The 17,960-nt window shown below is 57.2% G+C and carries 18 protein-coding genes and 1 tRNA gene; 13 read left to right on the plus strand and 6 right to left on the minus strand.

The genetic code is table 11. The features are described from left to right. Positions 1 to 8 precede the first annotated feature (8 nt). The 6 genes from AC09SL_RS16645 (at position 9) to AC09SL_RS16670 (ending at position 10,746) form a co-directional block, all read left to right on the plus strand. The gene (locus AC09SL_RS16645) at positions 9 to 473 is read left to right on the plus strand and encodes a hypothetical protein (protein ID WP_155742098.1); all 465 of its coding nucleotides are present in this window, start codon (positions 9 to 11) and stop codon (positions 471 to 473) included. Continuing rightward, entirely contained in the window at positions 470 to 2,875 is a 2,406-nt protein-coding gene (locus AC09SL_RS16650) for a hypothetical protein (RefSeq protein ID WP_231139250.1), read from the plus strand. The genes AC09SL_RS16645 and AC09SL_RS16650 overlap by 4 nt, the downstream gene beginning before the upstream one ends. Beyond that, positions 2,872 to 4,638: a hypothetical protein gene (locus AC09SL_RS16655; RefSeq protein WP_231139251.1), complete on the plus strand. Its 1,767-nt coding sequence runs from the start codon at positions 2,872 to 2,874 to the stop codon at positions 4,636 to 4,638. The genes AC09SL_RS16650 and AC09SL_RS16655 overlap by 4 nt, the downstream gene beginning before the upstream one ends. Next, on the plus strand, positions 4,635 to 7,184 hold the full coding sequence (locus AC09SL_RS16660) for a hypothetical protein (protein WP_058544386.1): 2,550 nt from the start codon (positions 4,635 to 4,637) through the stop codon (positions 7,182 to 7,184). The genes AC09SL_RS16655 and AC09SL_RS16660 overlap by 4 nt, the downstream gene beginning before the upstream one ends. Positions 7,185 to 7,252: 68 nt before the next feature. Further along, the gene (locus tag AC09SL_RS16665; protein WP_058544385.1) at positions 7,253 to 9,688 is read left to right on the plus strand and encodes a hypothetical protein; all 2,436 of its coding nucleotides are present in this window, start codon (positions 7,253 to 7,255) and stop codon (positions 9,686 to 9,688) included. 188 nt (positions 9,689 to 9,876) lie between these two features. Next, positions 9,877 to 10,746: an HNH endonuclease gene (locus AC09SL_RS16670; protein ID WP_081264488.1), complete on the plus strand. Its 870-nt coding sequence runs from the start codon at positions 9,877 to 9,879 to the stop codon at positions 10,744 to 10,746. A 94-nt stretch (positions 10,747 to 10,840) separates the two neighbouring features. Here AC09SL_RS16670 and AC09SL_RS16675 read toward each other — a convergent pair whose 3' ends face one another. Both AC09SL_RS16675 and AC09SL_RS16680 read right to left on the minus strand, forming a co-directional pair. After that, positions 10,841 to 11,059 carry a hypothetical protein gene (locus AC09SL_RS16675; RefSeq protein WP_058542879.1) on the minus strand — a complete coding sequence of 73 codons (219 nt, stop codon included), beginning with the start codon at positions 11,057 to 11,059 and terminating at the stop codon, positions 10,841 to 10,843. A gap of 570 nt (positions 11,060 to 11,629) precedes the next feature. Then, the gene (locus AC09SL_RS16680) at positions 11,630 to 11,839 is read right to left on the minus strand and encodes a hypothetical protein (RefSeq protein ID WP_058542881.1); all 210 of its coding nucleotides are present in this window, start codon (positions 11,837 to 11,839) and stop codon (positions 11,630 to 11,632) included. A 121-nt stretch (positions 11,840 to 11,960) separates the two neighbouring features. Here AC09SL_RS16680 and AC09SL_RS16685 point away from each other — a divergent pair. Then, positions 11,961 to 12,089 (plus strand) — tRNA-Ser (locus AC09SL_RS16685). A gap of 136 nt (positions 12,090 to 12,225) precedes the next feature. Here AC09SL_RS16685 and AC09SL_RS16690 read toward each other — a convergent pair. Together AC09SL_RS16690 and AC09SL_RS16695 are read right to left on the minus strand one after the other, a co-directional pair. Next, on the minus strand, positions 12,226 to 12,513 hold the full coding sequence (locus AC09SL_RS16690) for a type II toxin-antitoxin system RelE family toxin (protein WP_058542882.1): 288 nt from the start codon (positions 12,511 to 12,513) through the stop codon (positions 12,226 to 12,228). Continuing rightward, on the minus strand, positions 12,503 to 12,790 hold the full coding sequence (locus AC09SL_RS16695; RefSeq protein ID WP_058542883.1) for a type II toxin-antitoxin system Phd/YefM family antitoxin: 288 nt from the start codon (positions 12,788 to 12,790) through the stop codon (positions 12,503 to 12,505). The genes AC09SL_RS16690 and AC09SL_RS16695 overlap by 11 nt, the downstream gene beginning before the upstream one ends. A 639-nt stretch (positions 12,791 to 13,429) precedes the next feature. On the opposite strand from AC09SL_RS16695, the gene AC09SL_RS16700 reads away from it, so the two are divergent. After that, complete coding sequence (locus AC09SL_RS16700) at positions 13,430 to 13,702, plus strand: hypothetical protein (RefSeq protein ID WP_003203821.1); 273 nt, start codon at positions 13,430 to 13,432, stop codon at positions 13,700 to 13,702. Positions 13,703 to 13,830: 128 nt separating this feature from the next. On the opposite strand, the gene AC09SL_RS16705 is transcribed toward AC09SL_RS16700, so the two are convergent. Together AC09SL_RS16705 and AC09SL_RS16710 are read right to left on the minus strand one after the other, a co-directional pair. Then, on the minus strand, positions 13,831 to 14,139 hold the full coding sequence (locus AC09SL_RS16705) for an addiction module antidote protein (protein WP_038858737.1): 309 nt from the start codon (positions 14,137 to 14,139) through the stop codon (positions 13,831 to 13,833). A gap of 2 nt (positions 14,140 to 14,141) precedes the next feature. After that, a complete protein-coding gene (locus AC09SL_RS16710; protein WP_058542914.1) occupies positions 14,142 to 14,435 on the minus strand; it encodes a type II toxin-antitoxin system RelE/ParE family toxin in 294 nt (97 codons plus the stop codon). 276 nt (positions 14,436 to 14,711) lie between these two features. On the opposite strand from AC09SL_RS16710, the gene AC09SL_RS16715 reads away from it, so the two are divergent. The 5 genes from AC09SL_RS16715 (at position 14,712) to AC09SL_RS16735 (ending at position 17,927) form a co-directional block, all read left to right on the plus strand. Continuing rightward, positions 14,712 to 15,257, plus strand: a complete 546-nt coding sequence (locus AC09SL_RS16715; protein ID WP_058542885.1) for a DUF4410 domain-containing protein — start codon at positions 14,712 to 14,714, stop codon at positions 15,255 to 15,257. Positions 15,258 to 15,803: 546 nt separating this feature from the next. Next, entirely contained in the window at positions 15,804 to 16,229 is a 426-nt protein-coding gene (locus tag AC09SL_RS16720) for a hypothetical protein (protein ID WP_003203795.1), read from the plus strand. A 105-nt stretch (positions 16,230 to 16,334) separates the two neighbouring features. Beyond that, entirely contained in the window at positions 16,335 to 16,535 is a 201-nt protein-coding gene (locus AC09SL_RS16725; protein WP_007895617.1) for a hypothetical protein, read from the plus strand. Positions 16,536 to 16,872: 337 nt separating this feature from the next. Continuing rightward, positions 16,873 to 17,379 (plus strand): P-loop nucleotide/nucleoside kinase family protein, encoded by a 507-nt coding sequence (locus tag AC09SL_RS16730; protein ID WP_058542887.1) that lies wholly within the window; start codon positions 16,873 to 16,875, stop codon positions 17,377 to 17,379. Positions 17,380 to 17,714: 335 nt separating this feature from the next. Next, a complete protein-coding gene (locus tag AC09SL_RS16735; protein WP_058542888.1) occupies positions 17,715 to 17,927 on the plus strand; it encodes a hypothetical protein in 213 nt (70 codons plus the stop codon). The last annotated feature ends 33 nt before the right edge of the window (positions 17,928 to 17,960 follow it).

Consider the following 17,960-nt stretch of genomic DNA (forward strand, 5'->3'; position numbering starts at 1 on the left):
TGTGCTGGATGGCATTGATACCGATCGCCATATCCCTGGTCGGCGGAATGATGGGTGCGCAGAACGCCAAGCAGGAAGGCGCGTTCGGTGCGGGCATGCTCAACCGCAACGCCCAGCTTAAGGACCAGACGGCCCAGGAGACGCTGTTTGCTGGAGATACCTCGGCAGACTGGCAGCGCGTGCGCACCGGGCAGGCCATTGGTACGCAGCGCGCCGTACAGGCTGCCAACGGCATAGACGTGAACAGCGGAAGCGCGGCCCAGCTCCAGGACGACACCTCAATGATTGGCGAGCTGGACGCCCTGACCATCCAGAACAATGCCGCCAAGGAGTCGTTCGGCTACCGCATCCAGGCCGATCAGGACCGGATGAATGCCAGACAGACACTGACCAATGCCGGGAACAAGGCCACAGGCTCGATCCTGGGCGGCATTGGCGGCGCGTTTGGCTCGTTCGCCGGGGGCATGTCATGAGGGTGCCAACGTTCGACACGGCGCAGGTCCAGCAGCAGCCAGGCCGTGCTGTCGAGCTGCGCGGTGTGGCGCCGGACAACTCCGGCATCGAGCAAGGTCTGCGTAGCTTTCAGCGTGGTGCCGAGATTCTGGTAGCCAAGGAGCGCGAGAAAGCCGACACCGCCATGCTGATGGAGGCCGACAACCAGCTAACCCAGTGGCAGCAGAAGACCATGTACGACGAGGGCGGCGTCTATAGCCGCAAAGGCAAGAATGCCCTCGACGTCACAAACCAGACCCTGGAGCAGTTCGAGCAAACCCAGGCTGAGATCGCTAAGAACCTGAAGAGTGACGCACAGAAAGCGCGCTATGCGCAGATCGTGGCAAGCCGGCGCAACTCGCTGTCCAACGACCTGAACCGGTATGAATACACCGAGCGCCAGAACTATTACGGCCAGGTTGAGAAGGGCCAGCTTGAGACGTCCATGCAGGGGGCGGCCTTGGAATACCAGGACCCGGCCAAGGTTCAGCAGTACCGGCAGAAGATCGATGCCGTGCTGGCGAGTCGCGCCGAGCGCCTGGGGCTTTCGCCAGAGGCTGCCCAGGCCGAGCGCCTGGAGACGAATAGCGGCATGTCCACGGCTGTCATCCAGCGGATGCTGGTCGATTCACCGCAGCGGGCCAAGGGCTATTTCGAGTCCTTCAAGGATACCATGACCGCCGAGGACCAGATCCGGGCGAGTAGCGGCATTGACCAAGGGTTCCGCCGACTGGCAGCCGAAGCGCGCCAGGCGCAGATCGAAGCCCGCCAGATGCAGGCTATCAACCGGATGGAGCTGAGCGGCCGCGTGCAAGACGCCAGCGCCGCCTACTCGCAAGGCCTGGATTTCGAGAATCCACCGAACTTTGCCGACTTCAAGGCGGCATACGGCGACAAGGCCAAGGATCAATACGAGTCGTTTGCCAAGGTGCAGGCTCTTGCGCCGGCCATCCGCGAGTTTGCCACCGCAGACCCGCAAGAGCGCCAAGCGATTCTGGACAAGTTCAACCCGACTCGCACGTCAGCTGGTGCGTTCTACGGCGACAAGGCCGCCGGCATGCTGGAACAGGGAAACATTGACCTCAATGCCAGGCCGACCGTGAAGAATGCCGATGGCTCAATCAGTACGGTGCGATCGATGTCGGCCAACTTTGATGGGCAGGAGGTTTTGATTCCGACTGTCAGCGACGACGGCAAGATCCTCAGCGAGGAGGACGCCATCAAGTCATACCTGAAAACTGGAAAGCATCTTGGCAAATTCGGGAACCCGGAAGACGCCACTGCTTATGCCGAATCCCTGCACGAGCAGCAGGCGCGCCAGTACGCGGATGGCGGCACCCCCACCGTGGGCAAGGGCTTCAAGGAAGACTCACAGCTCTATCAGCACCTGACCGGCGTTGCCGTGGGCTTGATGAAGCAGCAGCAGACCGACCCGGCCGCCTATGTCGCGAAGTACAGTCCGATCGTGCAGCAGGCTTTCGCCGTGGCCCAGGAAGAAGGCACGCCCGAGGCATATCAGGCGTACGCCGCAGCAACGGTTGCCGAACAACAGCGCTTGGGCGTGGCACAGCCTCAATTGCTACCGAAGCAGGCCGCCGATCAGTTCGCCGCCACGTTCAACCAGCAGCTCCAGGGCGGCGAGAATGCGGCGGTATTGATCGAGCAAGAGGCGCAGAAGTGGGGCAAGGACTTCCCTGCGGTGCTCCAGCAGGTCGGCAAAAAACTTCCGGCCGAGGCGCAGGTAATTGCGACCGGGTTACCGAAGGACATCGCCGAGCGCATGGCGTCCGTGGCCGTTGTGCCGGACAAGGACCTGGACATCGGCTTGCAAAAAGGCCAGAAGGACGAAATCAGCCAGAACATTCAATCGGCTATGGCGCCGTTCGCTGAATCGCTACAGGGCCAAATAGGGTCGACCAGCACCTACAGCACCATGTACAAGGCGGCTTTGCGAACTGCCACGTCCTACGTGCTCCAGGGTGAAAGCCCCAAGGATGCCGCGCAGCGTGTGGTCGACGGAATGGTCAACGACAAATACGACTTCTTCGGCACCTACCGTGTACCGAAGACCCTGGACACCAATGCCGTCAGCCGCGGCGCCGATCGAGCGTTGCAAACAATCACGCCTGATGAGCTGATGCCGCTTCCTGGGTTCGAGGGCGTGACTGATGGGGAAAACGCGAACCAGCTCATCAATGCCGTGAAGTCCGGCGGCCAGTGGGTACCGACCAACGATGAAAGCGGCCTGGCCCTGACGCTCAATGGCTATCAGTTGTTGGGCAAAGACGGGAAGCCACTGATCCGCACGTGGGATGACCTGCAGCTGAAGGGCCTGCAAGAATCCGGCACCTACCGTGTAGCACCGATGGGGATCATGCCATGACGATCTTTGCGGGAGACGCACCGGTACTGCGCCGGCGGACGATGCTAGACATCCCGGCCGACGCCGGCGAGGTATTCGACGCAGCGTTTGACAGCGCGCTCAGCACCAACCCCACCACCTCGCTGGTGCGCACCGAGGAACTGGCCGAGCAGGAACAAGGCCGCGCCATGGTCATGGGGCCGGAATCCTACCTGGCGCCCGATGCCGGCCGCGCAGCACCAGACACGCCAATGCTCGACGCGCAGGTCGCCCGCGAGCGCGTGGCAGGTATGGGCCTGGACATCAAAATCCCGGAACAGGGTATCCGCGAGGGCGCGCTTGAGGTTCTGGTCAATCGTCACCGGGAGCAGGCTGCCCATCAGCAGATCATGGCCCGTTCCGGCGGTGGGTCGATGGGCACGCAGGTTGCTGCCAGCCTGGCCGCGTCATTGCTCGACCCACTGAACATCGCGTCGGCATTCGTTCCCGTGGTCGGCCCGGCGCGATATGCCTCCATGCTTGGCCGAGCATCTGGCCCGCTGGGGCGTGCCGGTGTTCGTGTTGGCGTCGGCGCCGTTGAGGGGGCAGTAGGTGCAGCCATCATTGAGCCGTTGCCGCTGATAGCCGCGAACATGGACCAGACCGAGTACGGGCTTTCCGACTCTCTGGCCAACATCGCCCTTGGCGGTGTGCTGGGCGGCGGCCTACATAGTGTTGGCGGTGCCGTATCCGATGCGCTCCGCCGGCGGATTGCAACCGAGACGCCCGCAGTCGATACCGTGCTGAACGCTGCCGATCACCAAGCTGTTGCGCCTTCCTCCTTGCGCACCGCTGACTTCGACCGGCTGTTCGATGAAGACCCTGAAACAGCCCTCCGGACAACCTTGTCCCGGCAACTGGAGGCCGACGGCGCCAACCTGTACCGCAATGCCCAGCGCCAGGCCATCGACGAGATCCGCCCGACGCTGACCGGTGATCGGGTAGGGAATGTGGCTGATCTGCACGCCGAGCGGATAACCCTGACCCAGCAAGCCATGAAGCTGGACGACACGTTCCGCGATGTGGCGAAGCAGTTCCAGGGCCAGGGCATGACCCGCAAGCAGGCCGAGCGCGCCGCCCGGGACAGTATCGCCGTGCAGCGCGAACAGATCGGCGCCCGACAGGCTGAGATCAATACCACGCTCGAGCGCAACCGCGCCGGCGAGTTCGATCGTCGTGACCTGGGCCTGATCGAGCGTGGCGAGGTGCCGGAGCGCCTTCGCCCTCAAATTGAGGCCAGGGCCAAGCAGATCATGTCGGGCTACCAGCAACGTCCGCTGGGCTCCGCGATCAGAACTGCCCGGGAAACCGCCCAGGCCGCCGACTGGAAGGTGCGCGAAAGCGCGTTGCGCAGTGCCGTAGCCCAGGCCGTTAGCGGTCGCGAGATCGACGTGAATGCCTTGTTTGACTTGGAAGCCCCAGGCAAGTCAGGCGCGGCGCTGGAATACGTCAAGCGTCCACCAACCAGAAGTGTCGACCCGCAAGGCCAAGCCGAAAGCCTGCGCGCCGATGGCCAGGCTAAAGCAGAAGGCCAGGATGACCTGGAGTCTGCCCAACAAGCCTTTGACGAGGATGAAGCGCTGGTCAACGAAATGCTCGACCAGCTACCAGAACAGGATCGCGCAGATGTGCTGGCCGCCGGCCGTGAAGAGGCTGACCTAGCCATCGCCCAGGCTGAGCGGGCCGAACGCTACTCGAAGGCATATCGCGCGGCCGCCGTGTGCGACATAAGGAACGGACAATGAACCCTTGCATTGACGCTGTACGAGCTGCCGCGGGCGACCTTGAAGACCAGGAACTCGTCGAGATTTTCGAGTTGTTGCGCGGGCGCGCCCAGGAAATCATGGCCAGGGAAGGTGCGCTGGGTATGGAGCAAGCCACGCTTCGAGCTGCCGATGAACTGGGCAAGCAGGCACAACAGGCCGCACTGATCGAGCGCCGCAACGCGCTGATCAACCTGCGCCGCCGGAGCGAGATCGTCACGTTCGTGCGCAGCAACTTCGCCGACCGCCCCGACCTTGGCATCGAATCGCTGCTGGTGGGCACCAACCTGGCACGCCAGGGCTCCAGAATGTCGGTGGCCGCCGAGCAAAAGGCGTTGGGCGATGCCTACATTGGCGGCATGATTCACGACCTGGAGAGCAAGGACCTGACTGCCATCCTCGCCAATGGTGGGTCTGACATCGATATCGCGGACGCCTTGTGGAAGATCGGCAATGATCTGGACACGTCGAAGCTGAACGACCAGGTCGTCGATATCGCCAGGATCATCCAGAAATACCAAGAGGCGGCGCGCGTCGACGCGAACCGTGCTGGGGCCAGCATTGGAAAGATCCCGGGCTACATCGCTCGCCAGAGCCACGACAGCGAGAAGATCGGCGCCGCGGGCTATGACAAGTGGGCAGAAGACATCCTGCCACGCCTTGACCCGAAGACGTTCGATGGCGTGACCAATGAGGCCAGCTTCCTGCGCGGGGTCTATAACGGACTGGTCACCGGCAATCACCTGAAATCGTCTGATACTCCCAAGCCAAACGGCTTCAAAGGCCCGGCCAACATCGCCAAGAAGATCAGTCAGGAACGGGTCCTGCACTTCAAGGATGGCGTGGCCTGGCACGAATACAACCAACAGTATGGCACCGGCAACCTTCGCGAGGCTGTATTGCGCGGCTTGGATCTGTCCGGTCAGAACACCGCGATCATGCGCCGTCTGGGAACCAACCCCGAGGCAAACCTTGAAATGGCAATGGATGTCATCGCCTCCGACCTGGACAAGGCCGGTGACACAACGGCGTCGACCAACTTCAAGACCGCGCGGGACACCATGTTGAAAAACCGGTTCGCCGAGGTCAGCGGACAAACTCGAATCCCGGGCAACGCCTGGGCCGCCAGGATCTCGGCCAACGTCCGGGCCTGGCAGTCGCTGTCAAAACTGGGCGGCGCACTGCTGTCGAGCTTCACCGATCTGCCGGTGGCCGCGAGCGAAATGCGGTACCAGGGCAAAAGCTTCTTGGGTTCGCTGGGGGAAATGACCGCCGGCTTGGTCAAGGGGCGCGGAAGCAAGGAGCAGAAAGAAATCCTGTCCAGCTTCGGCGTGTATGCCGACTCGATGCGAGGGGAGATCATGCGGCGATTCTCGGCCGATGACTCGGTGGGCGGGAAAATGTCGCGGGGGATGTCGCTGTTCTTCAAGCTGAATGGTCTGTCCTGGTGGACTGATGCCAACAAGGCGAGCGCCGGCTTGATGATGGCCCACAACCTGGCGCAGAACAAAGGCCGCGCGTGGAGCTCTATGGATGCCAGCTTCCGTCGAACCCTGGAGCTGTACGATCTGGACGCCGGCAAGTGGGATCTGTTGCGTGGCATGGATACCAAGATGGCCGACGGCCGGGATTACATGACCACCGATGGCATCGGCTCCATCCCGGACGAGAAAATCAGCGAATACCTGACATCGCAGGGCAGAAAGGTTTCCGACGCCGCCATCCGCGAAACACGCGAGGGCCTGGACCGCAGCCTGCGCACCTACGTCAACGACCGGGTGAGCTATGCGGTGCTGGAGCCGGACGCCCGAACCCGATCGATCCTGAACCAGGGCACCCGCCCGGGCACGGTGATGGGCGACCTCAACCGATTCCTGACTCAGTTCAAAAGCTTCCCCGCGGCCTACATGCAAAAAACCCTGGGCCGGGAGCTATACGGACGAGGCTATACGCCGACGCCGCTGGGCCAGGGCTACCGTGGAAGCAGGGACCTCATGGCCGCCCTGCGCAACGGCAATGGGGAGAAGCTCGGGCTTGCCCAGTTGCTGCTGTGGACCACGGCCTTCGGTTATCTGTCGATGTCCTCGAAAGACGCCATGAAGGGCCGCGAGCCAAGGCCGGCGGATGATCCAAAGACGTGGATTGCATCCATGGTTCAAGGTGGCGGATTCGGGATATTCGGTGACTTCATGTTTGGCGAGGTGAGTCGATTCGGCAACAAGCCGCTGGAAACCATGGCCGGGCCGACGCTGGGTACCGCCGCCAGCGCTATCGACCTCTGGAGCAAGATCCGCTCCGGCGATGACGCGGCAGCCTCGTCGTTCAACTTGGCCCTGAACAACACGCCATTCCTGAACCTGTTCTACACCCGCATCGCCTTGAATCACCTGTTCCTCTATTCGGTCCAGGAGGCGATGAACCCTGGATCATTGCGCCGAACCGAGCAACGAATCCAGAAAGAGAACAGCCAGCAGTTCCTGATCAGGCCATCCCAAAACTACGCCGACCCACTGGGCATTGCCCGGTAGGTCAATCAACCCCATCAAGCCCGCCACTGAGCGGGCTTTTTTTCGTCCAGAGAAAAGGAGTCACGACAGTGACCGTACCAACTCTAAACAGTGTCGCCGAGTTTGCAACGAATGGGGTTACGACCAACTTCCCGTTCTTCTTCAAGTTCCTGGCGAATGAGGACCTGGTCGTCACGTACGTCAACCCGGCCGGCGTGAGTTCGGTGCTGGCGTTTGGCACCCAGTACACCGCCAACGGCGCTGGCGATGAGGATGGCGGCAGCGTCGTCACTACGACAGCCCTGGCGGGACCCGGGCAATTGATCGTGTCGCGGGAAATGGATGCGTACCAGCAGACATCGCTGCGCAACCAGGGCAAGTTCCTCGCTGAGACGCATGAGGACGTGTTCGACCGGTTGACGATGCTGATCCAGCAGGGATTTTCCATCTTCAAGCGCGCCCTTGTCCGCCCGTTCGGTCGCGATTATTACGACGCTGAAAACCGGAGGATCGCGAATGTTGCCGATCCGGTTGAGCCGCAGGACGCTGCAACGGCCCAGTGGACCGGCGAGTACGTCGCAGACCTGATAGAGCAGATTTCAGGACCCATCAACAACGCCGCCAATATCTACATTACGGGTGCCGATGGGTTGCCGCATGTGGTCCAGGATATTGGCAATGCCAATGGTTCGCAGGTCGTAGGTCATCACGGTGGCACGCTTGAGGCGGCGCTTGATGGTCTGGATAAAAGGGTTGGGCTGGAACTTGTCCTCGATGCGAAAACAGACGGCACGGACCAGACCGCTGTAGTTGTGGCGTTCTTCTCCAAGGTGTTGACTGAAAATCGCCCTTGGATGGTCCCGTCGGGGGACTACGTCATCAATCCGACTTCTCCCATCACAATTAAAACCTCAGGGGTATGCAATGGCCGATTCCTTGTCCCGAAGGCGAACCAAACTTTCCGCTTCGATATCCTCCGAGATGTAGCAGGAACCGTGATTCCAACAGGTTCATGGACTGCTTTGCAGCGCGGGACAACCAACGCAAGCGCGTTGAACGCCGTTGGCAAAAACCTGTTCATCTCATCGACCGAGGTATTGATTGAACGCATCGGGTCAGGCGGAGCACCTTACTTGAAGCAGGAGTTCATCCGATGCCCTCTGCCTGGCGGCATCTTCAGCACCGCTATCACGCGCAATTACAACTTCAACACCAACTTGACAGTGACGGCTCACACCCCGTCGGTGCCGATTTCGATTGAAGGACTTTCAATTCTGCTCACGGGACAATCTGGTGGCGTGGAGTCCAACCGCGGAACGATTGTGGTGACGCGTGATAACGTCGTGATGGACCAGCCATCCGTGATCAATGCTGACCCCGCCCAGCCACGGCCTGTCGCGATTGAAGTTAGTTACTGTGCAGATGTGACGCTTAACCAGCCGCATGTCCGTGGCTTCAACTACGGCGGCCTGGGTTATGGAATCCTCAACGGCACGACCATCGGGCTCACCGTGAATCAGCCAGTGTTGGAAGACTGCCGGCATGCCTATACCGGCGCTTATACGGTCGACGTTGTGCTCAACGGCGGCTCATACAGTCGAGTTATTGACGATCACTGGACCGATCGATTCACCGCCAATGACGTCAAGGTATACGCACAGCCGGGCGCAAGCGCATTCGAATTTGCAGGTGACGACATCACCATCAACAACCCTCAGCAGTTCGGCGGGCGAAGCCTGTTAGGCATCCGTGTGGATACGCCGAGCCTAGGGGGCAAAGTCGTGGTCAAGAACCCACGGATTCAAACTCGAGGGGAGAGCGGCGCGTTCCATTTGTTTGGTTTCTCCAGCCCGGGCGGACCTGGAGCAATTGGTTTCACCTACACCAATAAGCCGCGGTTGCCCGACACGGTCGTAATCGAAGACGCCCGGATTGATTCAGATACAGCCGTTGTGTATGGCGCGTACCTGGGGAGCCTCTTGGCGCCGCACACCACCTGGGGAACCATTTGCCTGCGCGGACAATGGACGTTCACGGGTTCTACGGTGATCGGTATCTTTGCGGAGAAAAATGCCACCTATCAGCAGGATCGGCGCCCGCTGTTGGCCTGTGAAGCAACGATGGATTGCGGAGCCAACGGTACTGCCGTGTATGTGATTGCTACCGATGCGGTCACCACCAACGCCATGGACGTCAAGTTGACGAATACTGTTCGCGGAGCTTTGCGCTACAGCGGGTACAGCGTCAACAACCTGCGAGCCAACAACGCGACGATTACGAACATGGTTGACGACAACGCGGCGGCGACGCCGTTAGGGGCGAGTATTTTTTCTGGTTGTTGGTTTACCGGCGGGGCGGTGTCCGCGACCCTGAAGAATATGGCTTTTCAAGCATGCCAGTTTACCGGCAACTACACAGCATTCCCGATCGCGGCCAACGTCACGATGGTGGGGAATATCAAAGGCACCACCGTAACCGGGCTCCCTGCTGACATTCGGGCAAACGTGGTGGCACCTTTCTCTTAAGCGCAAAGGAGTATGGTTACGCAGTCCTGCATCGGCGGCCGCGCCGCCCATGTCCGAGCGCCGATGCGGGTCGCCACCGAGTCTGCACCAGCCGCTATCGGCCTAACCGTCTTCTCAAATATATTTGGACTTCTCGTTGTAGGCGGGAGTAGCTTTGAATATCTCTCTCGCCTGGAAAGGAATATCCAATGGGCCGCAAGACAATTCCATCAAGTGTAATGTTGGCCCTAAGATCTGAAGTAGGCTTTGGATGCCCTGTGAAAGACTGCGGAAATCCGTATTTGGAGTACCACCACTTTGATCCTCCTGTCAGCGTTCGTGCTCACAATGAGCCGCAAGGCATGATTGCTCTTTGTGCGCAGCATCACAAGAAAGCGGATGGCGGCGCCTATACAAACGAACAACTACATGCATTGAAAAAAGATAGAGCACATGCTGAGAGTGTTAAGGGAAGTTTGGATTGGCTGCGTCATGAGCTTATAGCGGTAGTAGGTGGGAATTATTACCATGAGACACCAAGAATTATCGTTATTGATGACGTAGAGGTTGTTTCTTTGAGAAGAGATGAGGAGGGATATCTTCGGCTCAGTGTTAACATGTTGAGTCTTGGAGCAGAAGAGCGGATGTCAATAGATAGAAATTCTTGGGGAGGGGTAGGAACGCCAATTGACTTAAGGTGCCCGCCTCAGGGCAAGGAGTTAGAAGTTAAGTATAGAAATGGAGACTATCTTTATCTCCGCTTTTTTGAGGTTGAATCGGCAAAAGAAGCTGTAAAAAAATATCAAAATGAAGGTTTTTTAGATGAGGGAATTAATTATCCAGTTACTATCGTTGAGGTGAATTTTAAGGTTGGTGGTACTGATATTGATTTTTCACCCATTGGGTCAGAGTTTGGTGGTTATTCTGTGTCCGGCGGGTTTTCATCGCACTGCGGAGGAGGTGTGTATATAGGAGGGACTGGGTTGGAGTGGAAGCAGAACCCGGATGAAATAGCTGGATCAATATCGTCGTTAAAAAGTGGTCGCGTAATAAAAGTCGACTTTAGAAAAGGTAGATAGTTCGTGGAGGTTTAAAGCCCGGCGCTGGGCCAGGTCCTTGATGCACGTCACCACGCCTTTGGGCTGAGTTCATTGTGCTGGATGTGCGATGAGATCAGTGGAGTGCGGGGGAAAATAGCGCCTTGGCGGCCTCGTCCAGCTGCTTCTCGATCTCAATCAGCTCGGCTTCTTTGACACCAATCGCGCTTTTGTAAATGCAGGCCATGAGTCGCAGCAGTTCAAGGTCTGAAATGTTCGCGAGATCATCTTTTAGGTCGGGACACTCGCTGAGTAGAAGCGCTCGCACCTCTTCTGCGGATTTTGACTTGCCCATGCTTAATCCCTCCATGGCAAAACTCGATTTTAGCCCATGAGAATGCGGGGCAATGGCCACTGATCGCCAGATCTGCTGAAGGAGAGGGGTAGATACAAGAAGCCCGGCGCTGGGCCGGGCACACTAGTCGAGCAGATGAGTAGCTTGTCGTGACATCACCATCTCTTCCAAGATCTCGCGGACAAGTCTATGGATTCCCTCTTCTCCGTGATAATGGCTGCGCTCTATCTGTGAGATCGTGAACTGGTTTGTGCCTGGGCCAGCCACGTTAATCGATAAGCATCCGTCTTCGTTAATCGAGCACGTGACAATGCACTGCGGAAGCCGATCAGAAAGAAGGCGTTCAAGATCGAGCTTGCTTAGGACGTCCATTCAGTGACCTGAAGGAAGGGGGGAGGGAGTATGAGCATAGACCCTGACAGCCGAGTGTAAATGATGTCTTATTAATACCTCGCCAAATTGGCGGGCACATACGAAAAGCCCAGCGCTGGAGGCTCCACCCGCTGTCATCTATCCAACCATGGGTGGCGCTGGACGATGTAAAGCCTGCGGTTGATAACCATGGGCAGGTCACTCTGGTGTCATCAGGACCGCAAGCGTCATCTTGATGAACTCCTCGTTCTTGTCGATGGTGTCCAGGGCGCCGCGTACGTTGTCAGCAACGTCGGTGGAGCCGTGCCGTTCGACCCAATTGGACAGCTCCATGATGGCCGCTTCGAGGGCCAGTTGGTTTTCATGGATCTTGAATAGCAGGGAAGGGAGAAGGTCCGAGTTGGGCATGTGACGACTCCTTGGGCAATGGAATCAGCGTAGCAGTTTGGGAAGGGTATTCGGACGGCAGGACGTCGGATGAAGGGTGACCCACTGTAGTAATATACAACGCTAAGCTATTGATTCTTATAGGGTGTTAAGGCTGTTTTGTCTTGTGCGGTATTTATGAACTTTCCTTTATTTTTCATAGTGTTACACTCGATTTACGGTCACCTTGACATGGTGGGGGTCGTTGGTTCGAGTCCAATCGCGCCTACCAAACAAAATCCGCTCTGCTGGGCGGTCTAGAAGGGTCAACCGAGAGGTTGGCCCTTTTTTGCGTCTGGGGTTTGGGGAAACCTATATAGTGGAAGTCACTGATAGCCCGCTGATGCGCGGGCTTTTTCGGTACGCGTCTATCGGTTCCCAGCCTGCTCGTACACCGAGCTTCGCTCGCGCTTACCGACGGCTAGCACCAAGATGACAATTCGCTCATCCTCAACGCGGTACACAAGTCGGTAGCCGGCGCCGCGCAATTTGATCTTGTAGCAATCCTTCATGCCGTGGAGCGCATCGCCTGGCACTCGCGGGCCGGTCTGCCGCTGCTGAAGCTTTTTGAGAAACTGGAGACGAATTGCACCGTCCAGCTTTCGCAGTTCTTTCAGCGCTTTCGGATCCCACTCGACTCCGTACTCAACGCCCATTGGCTATATCTGCTTCGGCCTCGCCAATCAGATCGTCGAGAGATACGCGAACAGGTGTTTCGTTGGCGTCGAGCCGTGCCTTGGCCAGGTGTACGAGTTCCAGTTCGTCCAGGCGCTCGACCATCGCCTCATAAACATTCGCGGGGACCATATAGCCCACAACGCGGTTGTGGTTCAGCACGGCCACAGGCAAGCCATTGGCGCCGCTCAAGACGGAAGATGGGTTCTTCTTGAGTTCAGATACGCTGACGGCCACATCGGCCAGAATATTTTGCATGGATATGACTCCTGAATAGGTCTTTATTCTGGTCTTTTTATTCTGGAGTGACAACTGTGCAGGATCTTCATGCAGGCTCAAGTCCAGTCAACCGCAGCGGGGAAAGCGGGGACAGGCCACGATTATTAGATGGGCCGATTACAAGTGAGCTCAAATCGTGGTCTGTCCCCGGTTTCCAAAAAAGCCGAAAAAGGGGACAGATTTATTTCGCCGCGCTGAAAGTCTTTTTTTGGGCTGGTTTGGGAAAAAACTGTCCTCTTTTCCGTCTCCTTTCCCCTACGTCCCTTCGCTGCGGCTTATGACGACTCAAACGAGCGTCGCGAGGGGTATTGACGCAAATTCCTACACAAACCTCGGAAGCCAGCGCATTGCAGCATCAAGGTGCGCAGCTTATTGTCCCTCTGTCGCCGAGATGGCGATTCGGGTTTGGCGACTCGACTGAATGAAGCGCAGAAGCTCCTGCTACACTGCGGGGCTTTTTTGCAGTTGCAGACTGCTTTATGGCAGCTGTGTGCGGGAGACTTTCGAGTCTGCCGGTTCGCTTTCATTCCCGGTTCGCCAACCCGAGCACAGCTGCCACCCCATTCGTTTGGCGACGTTTGAGTGGTAGTCCTTATCAATTGAATGAAGGTACTGCTCATGACCCGATACATGCCCATCACCGGCATCGACTGCATCCCCGCAACCCTGCTCATCGACACCGAAGCGCCTCTGGACGTCCTTTTCGAAACCGCCGATTACCGCATCCGCACGGTGACCCAAGTCTTGGAAAATATCGCGTTTCGCTCGGACATCAGCTCAGACACGGTGGTGCTGACTGATTTTTGCAAATTGCTGACCACATCGTTACGCGATGGTTGTGATGTCATGGATGTGATTGGAAGACGATTGCGGGCGCAGGCGGCGGAATAATGAAGACGGGCGACTTATAAGCCGCCCGTTTCATAAGAGGAAAACGGGGGGCAGACTACGATTATGAGACGGGCCGATTTTACAAGCGAACTCAAAATCGTGGTTTGTCCCGGTGTCTAATCCGTTCGTCAGGCCGGTGAATGATTAGCTGCATGCCCAGGCTGCGCATGAAGATCAATGCCTAGCGCATGAATGACCTTGAGTACGGTATCAAATCTCGGCTTTGATCCGGGTGCGAACGCCTTGTACAAGCTTTCTCGCCCCATGCCAGAGTCTTTAGCGATCTGCGCCATGCCGCGGGCCTTGGCCACATAGCCAATCGCTCGGAGAAACTCCTCGCTATCGCCATCAGCCAGCACCTGAGAAAGGTATTCGCTGATTGCTTCGTCGCTATCGAGAAGTGCCGCCATGTCAAATGTCGTCAGGTGTTGGCTCATGCTCAAATCTCCTTTGCCGATTTCTTCGCTCGCCGGATATCAGCACGCTGTGAAGACTTGTCACCACCGGCCAGTAGCACGATGACCACACCACTGCGCAAGGTGAAATAGACCCGGTAGCCAGCGCCTACATCCACACGCAACTCTGAAATACCATCACCGACAGGTTTCACATCGCCCAGGTTATCTGCTGCAGCGCGATCAATGCGGCGGACGATAGCGATTTTTGCTCGCAGATCACGGACCGATGAATGCCAAGCAGTGAACGTCTGCGTTTGCTGGATGAGATCATTTATGAGTGGACCGTATCCAGCTGGATACAGGCAGTCAAGATGCCGATACTGGTCATCCCCAGTATTCTCAATCCGGGGTGGGTAGGGGAGAAAATGGGGACAGCCCATGACCTGTGAACTCAAAACCATGGTCTGTCGCCAGTCTTTGCTGACCTCGCCCTTGGCTCGTAGCAGCGAAGTAATGGTGCTAAATTCTGCGCGTCCCAGCGTGCGGGCTCGTCTGGCTCGGCGGGGATATTTAACGCCTCTCTCAACCGATTTTGTGGATATGGAAATTCAATGAACACGTCCAAGCTTTCGATTGCGCTGTCCTGTGCTGTTGCTGTTCTGATGTTGGGCGGATGCGCTGCCTCTGTTAAAAGCGGCGGGACTGAAACACTCGTCATTCAGGAGTCAGCCAAGCAAAACCTGGTCGTAAACTTTCAAGGTAATAGCAAGGTTCAACAAAACGAGGACTGGCCTCGCTTGAGGCAAGAATGGAATGACGCCCTGCAAGTCGAAGCAACTCGCGCCGGCTACAGCCTTACAGAGACTCAGGCATCAAGCCTCGACGGCAAGGACGGTGTCGGTATCAAGATCAACGTGACCAATTTCCGTTACCTGACACCAGGTGCTCGCTACGGAGCCGGGGTCATGGTGGGAAATGCGTGGGTCAATTCCAGTGCAGACTACTCGGACTTGAAATCGGGCCGCCTGATTGGAACTCGGACATATGACACGTCGTCGTCTGCTTGGGAAGGTGTCATGTCGGCTATGACCAAAGAGCAGGTTCAGGCTATTTCTCAGAAAATCATCAGTGACATCAAGAGCGCAAAAGCCAAGTAATGCGATCCTGGTTAACCGGCGTCCTGAGTCGACGAATAAAGCGGGTTGCGGAAGAGCGCGGATGACTCAATGGAAAACACAGGGGTTCTGGAGTAAGGCGTGGACCTATGCGTTGTTGGTATTTCTCGTAGTGTTTACCTTTTACTCCGACGCGACCTGGTTGGGCGACGGCTCATCCAAGCCCAGGCGGGTCTTCAGCCCCGGCTTCATCGCGTTCTGCGCATTGGTGGCTGTGTTTGAACTAATGGTGCTGAATCACTTCTATGGTGCGAGTAGATGAGGTGAGAGTTAAAGGATTGAGGGGATGCGGGGCAGGCCACGATTATGAGACGGGCTGATTACAGATGAACTCAAAATCGTGGTCTGTCCCCTGTTTCCCCTGTTTCCCCTGTTTCCCACCTCACGCCCGGCTGCATCCCTCCAGCTTCCAATCCGGCCCCGGAACTTTTCCTTAAAATGATGTCAATTTGATAGCGTTTCGCGACGCTCCTAAATGAGGATCAACCAGTGCCAGGCTGTTTCCTGGCAGACCCAGGAACGTATGAAATGAAAGTGATTCTTGCGATGGTATTGATGTTCAGCGGTTACGCCTTTGCCGGTTGTGGCAACATCGATGATCATGACCAGCGCGCTTATTGCAATGCCAGGGAGAGCGGCAGCAGTTGCGGAAACATCGATAATCACGATTTGCGCGCGGCGTGTAACGCAGAGCTGGGAGGCAGTTCTTGCGGCAACATTGATGATCATGACCAGCGGGCGTATTGCAATGCCAAGCAGGGCGGTAGCAGTTGCGGCAACATCGATAATCATGACTTGCGTGCGCGATGCAACGCGGAGACGGGTAGCAGTTCCTGCGGCAACATCGATGACCATGACCAGCGCGCCTACTGCAATGCCACCACCGGCAGCAGTAGTTGCGGGAATATCGACAATCATGATCTACGCGTCCAGTGTGAGTCCGCGAAGCGCTGATTGGGGCATCGGCGGTGGAATGGGTAGGGAGCACCTGCATAGCGTTCTGCCGTGATGTATCTGCGTCGAAGCTGATGAAGCAACGCCCCGAGGAAGGGTTGATCAATGCCAAAGAAACATCAGGAAAGCAAAGCAGCGACTGCTGCTGACATTGAGCGCTCCATCCAGGCACTGAACAAAATGGCAGAACGCCTCTGGGGCGATGGTCGGGAGGCTGAGGCGAAAGCCCTGCTCGATGCCTTGGATGCTTTAAACAGGGCGCTCGATAGGATCAGGATCGGGGAGAGTCGCAGGGTTCTTCATTGAAGCGTGAGGAGAGATGGGGCACACCCACGATATGAAACGGGCTGATTACCGATAAACTCAAAATCGTGGATTGTCGCTGGTATCTAGGCGTCGGCATACGTTTGGCGCGCAAAGAAAAGCCCGACTGGGGAGGCCGGGCTAAAAGGGTTTCACTAGGAGCTGAGATGACCATAGGCGCTCGGCTGTGAAAGGGATGTGAAAGATTGCGTTCAGTACGAGTTTTACAATCGTGGTCTGTCCCTGGTCTCATTACGGCGAGCGAGCGGGATAGAGCAATCGCTGCCGGATAACTGGCTGCTGGCTACACTGGGTTAGCTCACTCATCGAAGGACATGGAATGCTCATCGTCTTCAGCGGCCTTCCCGGCACCGGAAAAACGACTATCGCTAATGATCTTGCCGCTACAACAGGCGCCGTGTACCTGCGGATCGATACGATTGAACAGGCGATTCGAAACTCGGGTGCTCTTGCGCGAGATGTGGGACGCAGTGGTTACATGGTTGCTAATGAGCTAGCCCTGAGCAACCTTCGTTTGGGTCGCACAGTCATCGTTGATTGTGTCAATCCCGTTCTCGAAAGCCGAATTGCGTGGAGCGAAATAGCCTCACAGGCGGGTATTCGATTGGCAAATATCCAAGTGATTTGCTCCGATAAACATGAGCATCAGCGCCGGGTCGAAACAAGGAGGGTTGATATTCCCGGGCTGACGCCACCCACCTGGCAGTCGGTACTGGATCACGAATATGAGCCGTGGGATGAAGCTCCGTTTTGCATAGACACGGCTCTGATCTCTCCGGTGCAAGCGGTCGCGATGATCATCAATCGACACGGTGGTGCTGACTGATGTTTTTAAGTTGCTGACCACATCGTTACGCGATGGTTGTGATGTCATGGATTTGATTGGACGACTGCGGGCGCAGGCGGCGGAATAATGAAGACGGGCGACTTATAAGTTGCCCGCTTCGTAAGATGTGGGACAGCTCCAAGAACGGAAGGGGGGCAGGAGCCCAGCTACATCGCATTTGACGCATAACAGCCAGGATTGGAACCGGTTAAAGGCGGCTACGAAATGAATTTACCGGCGGTCCGACCTTTTGGAATTGCTGTCACCCGGGGGACTCCACTCATAGAGAAATATGTATTTCTCAATGGCGGTGAACACCGCCCGAGGTAAATGGAATGACGTCGTTCGAAGAATTCAGGGCCGCATCCCATGAGCTTCTCAAAGAGCTGGACGCTGCGACGATAAAAATGATGATGCTGGTTTCTGCCAAAGAGGTATCCGGTCCTTTTTGGGAGGATGCTGCCCAGCGACATCATGACGCTGTAGATGCTTGGCACTCCTTTCTCAATATCCCTACGGATTTCGCTGTGAATCCGCCTGTTCCCTGAGGGGGGGAAGGAAAGGGACGGGGCGAATTCTGC

The organism is Pseudomonas sp. PF05 (genome assembly GCF_056521845.1).

Excerpts from the sequence above, each read along its gene's own strand:
- AC09SL_RS16705 (WP_038858737.1), bottom strand. The coding sequence starts at position 14,139 with ATGAGCCAACACCTGACGACATTTGACATGGCGGCACTTCTCGATAGC.
- AC09SL_RS16680 (WP_058542881.1), bottom strand. The coding sequence starts at position 11,839 with ATGCCCAACTCGGACCTTCTCCCTTCCCTGCTATTCAAGATCCATGAA.
- AC09SL_RS16735 (WP_058542888.1), top strand. The coding sequence starts at position 17,715 with ATGACGTCGTTCGAAGAATTCAGGGCCGCATCCCATGAGCTTCTCAAA.
- AC09SL_RS16700 (WP_003203821.1), top strand. The coding sequence starts at position 13,430 with ATGACCCGATACATGCCCATCACCGGCATCGACTGCATCCCCGCAACC.
- AC09SL_RS16725 (WP_007895617.1), top strand. The coding sequence starts at position 16,335 with ATGCCAAAGAAACATCAGGAAAGCAAAGCAGCGACTGCTGCTGACATT.
- AC09SL_RS16720 (WP_003203795.1), top strand. The coding sequence starts at position 15,804 with ATGAAAGTGATTCTTGCGATGGTATTGATGTTCAGCGGTTACGCCTTT.
- AC09SL_RS16715 (WP_058542885.1), top strand. The coding sequence starts at position 14,712 with ATGAACACGTCCAAGCTTTCGATTGCGCTGTCCTGTGCTGTTGCTGTT.
- AC09SL_RS16670 (WP_081264488.1), top strand. The coding sequence starts at position 9,877 with ATGGGCCGCAAGACAATTCCATCAAGTGTAATGTTGGCCCTAAGATCT.
- AC09SL_RS16730 (WP_058542887.1), top strand. The coding sequence starts at position 16,873 with ATGCTCATCGTCTTCAGCGGCCTTCCCGGCACCGGAAAAACGACTATC.
- AC09SL_RS16655 (WP_231139251.1), top strand. The coding sequence starts at position 2,872 with ATGACGATCTTTGCGGGAGACGCACCGGTACTGCGCCGGCGGACGATG.
- AC09SL_RS16650 (WP_231139250.1), top strand. The coding sequence starts at position 470 with ATGAGGGTGCCAACGTTCGACACGGCGCAGGTCCAGCAGCAGCCAGGC.
- AC09SL_RS16675 (WP_058542879.1), bottom strand. The coding sequence starts at position 11,059 with ATGGGCAAGTCAAAATCCGCAGAAGAGGTGCGAGCGCTTCTACTCAGC.
- AC09SL_RS16660 (WP_058544386.1), top strand. The coding sequence starts at position 4,635 with ATGAACCCTTGCATTGACGCTGTACGAGCTGCCGCGGGCGACCTTGAA.
- AC09SL_RS16690 (WP_058542882.1), bottom strand. The coding sequence starts at position 12,513 with ATGGGCGTTGAGTACGGAGTCGAGTGGGATCCGAAAGCGCTGAAAGAA.
- AC09SL_RS16645 (WP_155742098.1), top strand. The coding sequence starts at position 9 with ATGGCATTGATACCGATCGCCATATCCCTGGTCGGCGGAATGATGGGT.
- AC09SL_RS16695 (WP_058542883.1), bottom strand. The coding sequence starts at position 12,790 with ATGCAAAATATTCTGGCCGATGTGGCCGTCAGCGTATCTGAACTCAAG.